We start from the raw sequence: 8,768 nt of genomic DNA, 5'->3' as shown, positions 1-8,768 counted from the left end.
ACGCCTGCGCCGTCTTCCGTCGACGTAACCATCCACTCAGGACGCTACGTTCCTCGTCGGACAACACCACCGGGGCGACTTTCGGGCTCGGCACGCCCACACTCTACCAACTACCGACGAACTAATGACTCAGGACACTAGGACGTCGGCTGGACGCCTCGCGGTAGCCGTCCCGATTTCGGGACGTATTCGGGACAGACAGCCGACGACCACCGAAAACAGCTGGACACAACCGGACACACAGCAAGGCTCCCGACCGCATTCGCGGTGGTCGGGAGCCTTGTTTGTGCTGGTCAACCGTGGTGCCCCCGGTAGGATTCGAACCTACGACACCCGCTTTAGGAGAGCGGTGCTCTATCCCCTGAGCTACGAGGGCGCTACACCGACAGCGTAGCGGGCGCCTCGGGTGGGTCGACACCTAGTCGGTCGAACGTTGTTCGACGTTCGCCTTCGTGGGTTGACATGCTTAACGGATACGTTAATATTTGTCATTGTGCGTACCGAAGTGGACGAGGTGCTCGTGGCGCTTGCTGACCCGGTTCGGCGGCAGGTGATCGACGAGTTGAGGTTGGGGCCCAAGCGTGCGGGGGAACTTGCCGATGCTGCGGGTATGAGCTTTCCGGCGATCAGTCGGCACCTGCGTGTGTTGCGGGCTTCTCGGCTGGTTGAGGTCCGGGCGCTCGACGCGGACGCCCGTGTCCGCGTCTATCGGCTGCGGGCTGAGCCGTTCCTGGCGCTGCGGGCCTGGCTTGACCAGGTCGAGGCGTTCTGGACCGAGCAGCTCGACGCCTTCTCCGACTACGCGAACAAGAGGAAAGAGGAATGACAGAGGCCCACGTGACCGTCGAGGTGGAGGTTGATCCCGCCGCCGCTTTTGAGCTGTTCACCAGGGACATCGCTGCTTGGTGGCGGGTGGATCGGTCGCTTTGGGGCGGCTCGGACGGTGAGTTGCGCTTCGAGAACGGACAGTTACTGCAGGGGGACGCCGAGATCGGGCAGGTGTCGGCGTGGGAGCCCGGGCCGCGGCTGGCGTTCAGCTACGGGCCGCCCGGTGCCGACCCCGCTGAGCGGACCGAGGTCGAGGTGCGATTCGAGGCCGTGGAGGGTGGCACCCGGGTCGTGGTGCGGCACGGGGGCTGGGAGAAGGCCAACTGGGCGGGGCTTTTAGCCGGCTTCGCACGCCACTCGCTGGAACGGATGCTGCTGGGCCGGCTGGGGGACTTTCTCGACGCGATAGCGAACGGGGACGTCGCGTTCTTCGAACGGAACCTGACCGACGAGGCGATGCTGATCTTTCCGGGTGAGCACAACACGTACACGAAAGCGCAATGCGTTGCCGCGATGGCTGGGCATCCCGCCTACCACAAGTACGACCTGACCGATCCCCACCTCGTGTATCTGGGGGAGTCCGTCGCGGTGTTCACGCACCACGCCACTCTCATGCACGAGCAGGACACCCGGCCGAGGTCGGTGTCGGTGTCGACAGTGCTGGTGCGGCGGGACGGGGACTGGCGCATGGCGCTCCACCAGTGGACCGAATGACAGGAGGAAACGATGTACTACGCCATCCACGTGCCGGACGTCGCTCGTGGCAGGGACTTCTACTCGGCCGTCTTCAGCTGGAGCTACCGGTCCGATGACCACATCGAGGGGAGTTCTCCCGCTGGTGGGCTTGGCGGCGGAGGATCGGGTGTCGACCTGTACTTCGAGGTGTCGGATATCGCGGCCACCGTTGCGGAGCTTCGCGAGTTGGGTGGTGCGGCGCCGGACCCGGTCGAATCGCCGTCGGGATGGAGTTGTCTTGCCGAGGGTGGTGTGCTGGGCCTCTGGCAGCCGGCTTCCGGTTACGCCGACGACAGTCCGAAGTGCGCGGAAGGCGACCTCTTCTACTACGTCGTCCCCGTTGCCGACGAGGATGCCAAGGCGCGGTACGCGGCGGCCCTTGGTTGGGAGTTAGCGCCGGGGTCACACGTGAACGGGTGGCACATCTCGAACTCCGTGCCACCGGGCGGGGTGTTCGTGGACCACGCCGGACCTCCCGACCTTTACTTCCGGGTGGCCGATGTCGATGAGGCCGCCGAACGTGTCCGGCGCGCCGGTGGCACAGCCGGAGAGACGCAGCCCAACTCGGCGGGGTGGCACGCCGAATGTCGCGACGATCAGGGGGTGACGTTCAATATCGGCGCGCTGCGTTCTGGGTGACGCTAGGGTTCCTCCGTTGGTTGGGCATGGGAGGAATCCGCGGTGGGTGACGGGCGGCTGGAGATCGACCACATCTCCAAACGGTATGGCGACGTGGTCGCCTTGCGGGACACGACGTTCGACGTGCGTGCCGGCGAACTGTTCGGGTTCGTCGGCAGCAACGGCGCCGGTAAGACCACCACGATGCGCATCGCACTCGGTGTGCTGGCGGCGGACTCGGGTGAGGTTCGCTGGGACGGCGAGCAGGTCACGCTCGACACCCGCCGGCACATCGGGTACATGCCGGAAGAACGCGGCCTGTATCCGAAGATGAAGGTAGGTGAGCAACTCGTCTACATGGCACGGCTGCACGGGCTGTCCACCAAGGACGCCAAACGCTCCATGGAGGACTGGACCGAGCGGCTCGGTGTCGCGCACCGGCGCGGCGACGACGTCCAGACCCTGAGCCTCGGCAACCAGCAGCGGGTGCAGCTCGCGGCCGCCCTGGTGCACAACCCCTGCATCCTCGTACTGGACGAACCCTTCTCCGGGCTCGACCCGATCGCCGTCGACGTGATGAGCAAGGTCCTGCAGGACAAGGCGGCTGACGGCATCCCCGTCGTGTTCTCCAGTCACCAGCTCGAGCTTGTCGAACGGCTCTGTCACCGCGTCGGGATCATCCGGAACGGGCAGATGGTGGCGATTGGCGAGGTCGACGAGCTGCGGTCGGGTGGCGCGGACGAGCTGATCGTCGTGGCGCCGAACGCCGAAGAGGGTTGGGCCGCTGGGCTTGCGGGCGTCACCGTACGTGGGCAGGAAGGCAGCCGGACCGTGCTCGAGCTCGACGACGGCGTCGACGACCAGACCGTGCTGCACGCGGCGCTGGCGACCGGGCCGGTGATCGAGTTCAGCCGACGGCGGCCTTCGCTGACCGAGCTGTACCGCGAAGTGGTGACGCAGGAGACCGAGGAGGACGCGGCATGACCACCCCGGATGTCCGGCTCGGCTCGTGGGAGGCGGTGCGTCTCGTCGCCGGCCGCGAGGTCGCCACCAAGATGAGGTCGAAGGCGTTCATCATCACGACGGTGGCGACGCTCGTGCTGCTGGTCGGCTTCGCGCTCGTGATGAAGCTCGTCAGCTCCGGCGCCGACGCCACCATCGGGGTCACACGCGATTCCAGCACACTCGCCGCTCCGCTCAAGACCATCGCGGGCCAGCTCGGCGAGGACGTCGACGTGCGGACCGTCGACGAGGCGGCCGGTCGGGCGCAGGTCGCCGACGGCTCGCTCGACGCTCTGGTGATCGCGGGCGCCGACGGCAAGCTTCGGGTTGTGGTCGAGAAGGACCTCGACGACACCTGGCGCAATGCCCTCAACGTGCTCGCCGGACAGCTCGTGCTCAACAAGGAGATCGCGGGCCTCGGCGGCGATCCGGCCACGGTGCGGTCGGCGATCGCCAATGCCTCCGTGGATGTCGAGCCGCTGGAGGAGCCCTACCCGTACCAGTCGGGGCAGCTGGTGCTCGGCATCGTCGCCGGCATCCTGATCTACATGTCGCTGCTGCTGAACGGGCAGCTGGTGGCGCAGGGCGTGGTCGAGGAGAAGTCCAGCCGGGTGGTGGAGCTGCTGTTGTCCACGATTCGGCCCTGGCAGCTGATGGCGGGGAAGGTGCTCGGCATCGGCCTCGTCGGGCTGGTGCAGATGGTGGTGATCGGCGGCGTCGGTATTGCCGCCGCGCTCGGGTTGGACGTGCTGTCGATATCCACGTCCGCCGCCGTCGGCACGGTGGTCTGGCTCGTCGTCTGGTACCTGCTCGGGTTCATCACGTACTCGCTGGTGTTCGCGGCGCTCGCCGCGCTCGTGTCCCGGCAGGAGGACGTCGGTGGCGTGATCACGCCCGCGTTGATGTTCGTGATCGTCGGCTACGTGATCGGCATCTCGGTCCTACCGTCCGAACCGGACAACACGCTGGCCGCGGTCCTGTCGGTGATCCCGGTGTTCGCGCCGACGTTGATGCCGATGCGGCTCGCGATGGGCGGCGTGCCGGTCTGGCAGGCGGCGCTCTCGGTCGGGCTGGTGCTGGCGCTCATCCCCGTCCTGGTGTGGCTGGCGGGACGGATCTACGCCAACGCCGTAATGCGCAGCGGAGGGCGGGTCAAGCTGATCGACGCCATGCGTCCGGCATAACCCCTGGTCACTCACGGCGACGGGGTAGGATCGGAACGTCAGGTAGGCCAGCCATGACGCCCACTGTCGGGGAGGCGTTCGTGATAAAAGTGCTGCTCGCGGATGACGAGGATCTCGTCCGCTCAGGACTTCGCACAATACTGACCAGCGCCGGCGACATCGAGGTGGTCGCCGAGGCTGACGACGGCGTGCACGTCGCCGATCTCGCGCGACAGCATCGACCACACGTCGTGCTGCTCGACATCAGAATGCGCTCCGCCGACGGAATCGTCGCGCTGCGCAAGCTTCGTGCGTTACCCGAGCCGCCGGTGGTGGCCATGCTCACCACGTTCGACGTCGACGAGTACGTGCAGGAGGCGTTGCGGATCGGCGCGAGCGGCTTCCTGTTGAAGGACACCGAGCCGGACGTGCTCATCAAGGCCGTGCGTGACCTCGCGCGCGGTGGGGCGGTGCTCGACCCGAAAGTGGCGGCACGCGTGCTGTCCGCGGTCGCCGACGGGGAACGCGCCGCCGAGCCGGCGCGCCGGCTGCTCGCCTCGCTTTCCGACCGGGAACGCGAAGTGGTGGCGCTCATCGGACAGGGACTGTCCAACGCGGAGATCGGCGGCGCGCTGCACCTGTCGGAGGCCACCGTCAAGGGCTACGTGTCCGCCGTGCTCGGCAAGATCGGAGCGGTCAACCGGGTGCAGGCGGCACTCGTGGCCTACCGCGGCGGTCTGATCGCTTGACCTCCACCGTGGTCGAGGTTCAACACTGGCCTCATGCGAGCTGTGGAAGTGAAAAGGTTCGGTGGACCGGATGTACTGACGGTCCGTGAACTGCCCGATCCGGTCGCGGGTCCTGGACAGGTGGTCGTCGACGTTGCCGCGGTGGACGTCCTGTTCGTCGACACGCGAATCCGTTCCGGTTGGGGCAAGGAGTGGTTCACGGTCGAGCCGCCGTACGTCCCGGGCAACGGTGCGGCGGGGGTGGTGGCATCCGTTGGCTCCGAAGTGGACAAGTCGTGGCTCGGCCGGCGCGTGCTCGCGCACACCGGCGAGAACAACGGCATGACACCGGTTGGCGCATACGCCGAACGCGCGGTCGTGGCCACCTCCGCGCTGACACCGGTGCCGGACCGGCTGGCCCTGCCCGAAGCGTTGACGTTGTTGCACGACGGCCCGACCGTCGTGGCACTGCTCGAGAAGGCCGCCGTGCGACCGGGTGAGCGTGTGTTGGTCAACGCCGCGAGCGGCAGCCTCGGCACGTTGCTCGTGCCCGCGCTGAAAGCCGCGGGCGCGGAGGTGATCGGCGCCGCGCGGGGAACGAGGAAACTCGACTTCATCCGGGAGTGGGGCGCGGATGACGCGGTGGACTACTCGATCCCGGGCTGGACAGATCGGGTCGGCCCCGTGGACGTCGTGTTCGACGGCAGCGGTGGCGACATCGGCACCGCCGCGTACGCGCTCGTCCGGCCAGGCGGGCGGTTCCTGGCCTACGGCTCATCGGCAGGTGAGTTCCCGAAGACCGAGCCGGCCCGCGAAGGGGTGACGGTTGTCGCCATCCTCGACGTGAGCAAGGGCGTCGACATGCGGGCGGCGCTGACGGACATGTTGGAGAAAGCGGCGGCAGGTGCGGTCACCCCGCTGGTCGGCCAGACCTTCCCGCTGGACCAGGCACGAGCGGCACACGAGGCGGTCGAGGCCCGTCAGACAGTGGGAAAGACGCTGCTGCTGACTTGATCATGGCGGCCTCCGGCCCTCCGGAATCCAGCCTAGCGGCGAGCACCGACAGTCCCAGCCACACAACGGGCAACCGGCAAACAGTTCACCCACCCATTGCCGCAGACGCAGCAGGCGGCGTTCGACCGGGGTGGGCTCGGGGTCAGGCTTGACCCCGGCTCGAGCGGTGCGGACCAGGTGCACGCCCAGGTCGTCGAGGAACTGTTCGAAGGTCTGTTCGGCGTAGCCTTTGACGGCCAGGATGGCCTGGCCGGCGGTGACGAGGTGATGGTCGACTTCCAATAGCGCGGCCATGACGTCGCGTTCATCGAGTTTGGGGTTGGCCAGGCACCACGTGGTCGGCATGCCCTCGACGGTGGCGACCAGGTAGAGGCGCATGCCCCAGAAGTAGCGGGAGTGGGAGGCGCAGTAGCCGTAGCCGGCTTCACCGGCCAGGTTGGAACGTTTCGCGGTGGGTCGGGAGCGGGCGCATTCGACTGGGCGGAGTCGATCACCGCAGAAGTGCCGTCTCCGGCTCGCGTTCGCCGCCTGTTGCGGAGACGCCTGGTGGGCGCACCGGCGGCAAGCGCGAACCGAGACGACCAACCGGCGAGGTGTTCTCAGTCCATTGTGGACGCGAGTTCAGCGTTCCTCGCGGAAGTCGACGTGTTCGCGGGCCACCGGGTCGAACTTGCGCAGTACCAGGCGGTCCGGGTCGTTGCGGCGGTTCTTTCTCGTTGTGTACGTGTAGCCGGTGCCCGCCGTCGAGCGGAGCCTCACGACTGGCCGGAGTTCGTTGCGTGCCATCTGTATCCCTTCACGCGATTCCGTTGTTGGCAACGATTTCCACCCGGCCGTCATTCCCGGTCACAGCTGCTTGGTGCCGTCGGGGGAGTCGCGCCACTGGGCGAACGGTTCGTTCAGGCGCCAGTGGGTGCCGTTGTGGTCCAGGACGCGGACCGCGCAGTGCAGCGGGTTGGACAGTGACTCGAACAGGTCGATGCTCCACGAGAACATCCGCCGGCACAGCAGGCGCATCGTCAGCCCGTGGGACACCACCAGCACGGTGTCGGGGTGGGCCGGGTCCTTCGCGATCCGCAGCTCCAGCTCGTTCAGGAACGACGCCACCCGGTCGTCGACGTCCGCGCCGGACTCGCCGTGGGGCAGGCGGTAGAAAAAGTGGCCGAACTCGTGGCGGCGCCGCTTCTCCACTTCCTGCTCCACCGGGTCCTGCAGGTTGCCCCAGTCCTGCTCACGCAGCCTCGGCTCCGGCACCACCCGTTCGGTCGGCACGTCGAGCAGGGCGAACGTGCGTTGCGCGCGGACATAGGGGCTGACATACGCGGCCACCGGGCCGTCGAGGAGCGCCCGCACCGACGGGCCGGCGGCCCGGGCCTGCGTCTCGCCGCGCACCGTCAGTGGTAAGGCGTGGTCCGGCGTTCGGGTGTACGCCAGCTCGTCGATGTTCCCCAGGCTTTCCGCGTGCCGCAGCAAGATGATCCGCACGGCGCTATCGTGCCTGGTTGGTAGGAACCCGACGAGGAGGGCCAGATGATCAAGTACGTCGCGCTCTACAAGCAGCCCGCCGACGCGGAGGCGTTCGAGAAGGCGTACTTCGAGTCGCACAAGCCGCTCATCGACAAGTTGCCTGGCCTGATCCGCCAGGAGATCGGCAGGGTCACCCGCACTTTCGTGCCCGGCTTCTTCGGGGAGAGTGAGCCGTACCTGATCGCCGAGCTGTACTTCGAGTCCAAGGAGGCGATGAAGACCGCCTTCGCCACGCCGGAGTGGCAGGCCGCCGGCGCGAACCTCACCGAGATCGGTGGGATGGAGCTCGTCGCGATGTTCTCCGCCGAAGTCGTCTGAGCATGCCCCGCACAGCCGCGGTCGTCGGCGGCGGGACCATGGGGGCGGGCATCGCGCACGTCCTCCTCGCCGCCGGTGACCTGGTCACGATCGCCGAGAGCGGGGCGGAGCGTGCCGCCGCCGCACGGGAGCTGGTCGCGGCATCGCTCAAGAAGGCGGAGGACCGGGGCAAGCTCGACCGGCCCGCCAGCGAGCTGCTCGAACGGCTCGACGTCGTACCGGACATCGACCAGCTCCCGGCGACGACCGAGCTGGCCATCGAGGCCGTGCCGGAGGACGCCGCCCTGAAACGGCAGGTCTTCGCGGCCGTGCGCGCGGCCTGCCCGGACGCGCTGCTCGCCTCCAACACCTCGTCGCTGTCGGTGAGACAGCTCGGCGACGACGTCATCGGCATGCACTTCTTCAACCCGGTGCCCGTGCAGGCCCTGCTCGAACTGGTCGTGCACGACGACCTCGACCCAGCGCACGTAGTGCGGGCACGGGACTGGGCCGAGTCGCTCGGCAAGACCGTCATCGAGGTCCGTGACTCGCCCGGGTTCGCCACCTCCCGGCTCGGCGTGGCGGTCGGCATGGAGGCCATCCGGATGGTCGAGGAGGGCGTGGCGTCCGCCGAGGACATCGACACCGGCATGCGCCTCGGCTACGGCTGGCCGATGGGTCCGCTGCGGCTCACCGACCTGGTCGGGCTGGACGTGCGCCTCTCGATCGCCGAACACCTCACGCGCGAGCTGGGGCCCCGCTTCACCCCGCCCGACCTGCTCAGAAACAAGGTGGCGCGCGGTGAGCTGGGCCGTAAGACTGGCCGAGGGTTCTTCGACTGGTCCAGCTAAGGAGC

The 8,768-nt window shown here is 67.7% G+C and carries 12 protein-coding genes and 1 tRNA gene; 9 read left to right on the top strand and 4 right to left on the bottom strand.

Annotated features, from left to right (window positions below; all coding sequences use genetic code 11):
* Positions 1-300 precede the first annotated feature (300 nt).
* Positions 301-376, bottom strand: a tRNA-Arg gene (locus VF106_RS04920).
* Between the two features lie 117 nt (positions 377-493).
* On the opposite strand from VF106_RS04920, the gene VF106_RS04915 reads away from it, so the two are divergent.
* The 7 genes from VF106_RS04915 (at position 494) to VF106_RS04885 (ending at position 6,088) form a co-directional block, all read left to right on the top strand.
* A complete protein-coding gene (locus tag VF106_RS04915) occupies positions 494-826 on the top strand; it encodes an ArsR/SmtB family transcription factor (protein WP_330838338.1) in 333 nt (110 codons plus the stop codon).
* Positions 823-1,542 carry a DUF4440 domain-containing protein gene (locus tag VF106_RS04910; protein ID WP_330838337.1) on the top strand — a complete coding sequence of 240 codons (720 nt, stop codon included), beginning with the start codon at positions 823-825 and terminating at the stop codon, positions 1,540-1,542. Before VF106_RS04915 ends, VF106_RS04910 begins: the two co-directional genes overlap by 4 nt.
* A 12-nt stretch (positions 1,543-1,554) precedes the next feature.
* Positions 1,555-2,202: a VOC family protein gene (locus VF106_RS04905; protein ID WP_330838336.1), complete on the top strand. Its 648-nt coding sequence runs from the start codon at positions 1,555-1,557 to the stop codon at positions 2,200-2,202.
* Between the two features lie 42 nt (positions 2,203-2,244).
* A complete protein-coding gene (locus VF106_RS04900; RefSeq protein ID WP_330838335.1) occupies positions 2,245-3,165 on the top strand; it encodes an ABC transporter ATP-binding protein in 921 nt (306 codons plus the stop codon).
* On the top strand, positions 3,162-4,367 hold the full coding sequence (locus tag VF106_RS04895; RefSeq protein WP_330838334.1) for an ABC transporter permease: 1,206 nt from the start codon (positions 3,162-3,164) through the stop codon (positions 4,365-4,367). The genes VF106_RS04900 and VF106_RS04895 overlap by 4 nt, the downstream gene beginning before the upstream one ends.
* Positions 4,368-4,447: 80 nt before the next feature.
* A complete protein-coding gene (locus VF106_RS04890; RefSeq protein WP_330838345.1) occupies positions 4,448-5,095 on the top strand; it encodes a response regulator in 648 nt (215 codons plus the stop codon).
* A 33-nt stretch (positions 5,096-5,128) separates the two neighbouring features.
* The gene (locus VF106_RS04885) at positions 5,129-6,088 is read left to right on the top strand and encodes a zinc-binding dehydrogenase (RefSeq protein ID WP_330838333.1); all 960 of its coding nucleotides are present in this window, start codon (positions 5,129-5,131) and stop codon (positions 6,086-6,088) included.
* Here VF106_RS04885 and VF106_RS50825 read toward each other — a convergent pair whose 3' ends face one another.
* The 3 genes from VF106_RS50825 to VF106_RS04870 form a co-directional block, all read right to left on the bottom strand.
* A complete protein-coding gene (locus VF106_RS50825) occupies positions 6,089-6,466 on the bottom strand; it encodes a hypothetical protein (RefSeq protein WP_414638856.1) in 378 nt (125 codons plus the stop codon).
* A 243-nt stretch (positions 6,467-6,709) separates the two neighbouring features.
* Positions 6,710-6,874, bottom strand: a complete 165-nt coding sequence (gene rpmG / locus VF106_RS04875; RefSeq protein ID WP_330838332.1) for a 50S ribosomal protein L33 — start codon at positions 6,872-6,874, stop codon at positions 6,710-6,712.
* Positions 6,875-6,934: 60 nt separating this feature from the next.
* Positions 6,935-7,573, bottom strand: coding sequence for a histidine phosphatase family protein (locus tag VF106_RS04870; protein WP_330838331.1), 639 nt, complete (start codon positions 7,571-7,573; stop codon positions 6,935-6,937).
* A gap of 45 nt (positions 7,574-7,618) precedes the next feature.
* Here VF106_RS04870 and VF106_RS04865 point away from each other — a divergent pair, with 45 nt between their 5' ends.
* On the top strand, positions 7,619-7,933 hold the full coding sequence (locus VF106_RS04865) for an EthD family reductase (protein WP_330838330.1): 315 nt from the start codon (positions 7,619-7,621) through the stop codon (positions 7,931-7,933).
* A gap of 2 nt (positions 7,934-7,935) precedes the next feature.
* Positions 7,936-8,763, top strand: coding sequence for a 3-hydroxyacyl-CoA dehydrogenase family protein (locus VF106_RS04860; RefSeq protein ID WP_330838329.1), 828 nt, complete (start codon positions 7,936-7,938; stop codon positions 8,761-8,763).
* Positions 8,764-8,768 lie beyond the last annotated feature (5 nt).

The organism is Actinophytocola sp. (assembly GCF_036378875.1).
Classification (GTDB): Bacteria; Actinomycetota; Actinomycetes; order Mycobacteriales; family Pseudonocardiaceae; genus Actinophytocola.
The sequence above is the reverse complement of the archived record's forward strand: the minus strand, read 5'-3'. Positions and strand labels throughout refer to the sequence as shown.

Bases quoted from the DNA above. Each gene is read 5' to 3' on its own strand.
- VF106_RS04910 (WP_330838337.1), top strand. From the start codon at position 823: ATGACAGAGGCCCACGTGACCGTCGAGGTGGAGGTTGATCCCGCCGCC.
- VF106_RS04905 (WP_330838336.1), top strand. From the start codon at position 1,555: ATGTACTACGCCATCCACGTGCCGGACGTCGCTCGTGGCAGGGACTTC.
- VF106_RS04895 (WP_330838334.1), top strand. From the start codon at position 3,162: ATGACCACCCCGGATGTCCGGCTCGGCTCGTGGGAGGCGGTGCGTCTC.
- VF106_RS04885 (WP_330838333.1), top strand. From the start codon at position 5,129: ATGCGAGCTGTGGAAGTGAAAAGGTTCGGTGGACCGGATGTACTGACG.
- VF106_RS50825 (WP_414638856.1), bottom strand. From the start codon at position 6,466: ATGCGCCTCTACCTGGTCGCCACCGTCGAGGGCATGCCGACCACGTGG.
- rpmG (WP_330838332.1), bottom strand. From the start codon at position 6,874: ATGGCACGCAACGAACTCCGGCCAGTCGTGAGGCTCCGCTCGACGGCG.
- VF106_RS04865 (WP_330838330.1), top strand. From the start codon at position 7,619: ATGATCAAGTACGTCGCGCTCTACAAGCAGCCCGCCGACGCGGAGGCG.
- VF106_RS04860 (WP_330838329.1), top strand. From the start codon at position 7,936: ATGCCCCGCACAGCCGCGGTCGTCGGCGGCGGGACCATGGGGGCGGGC.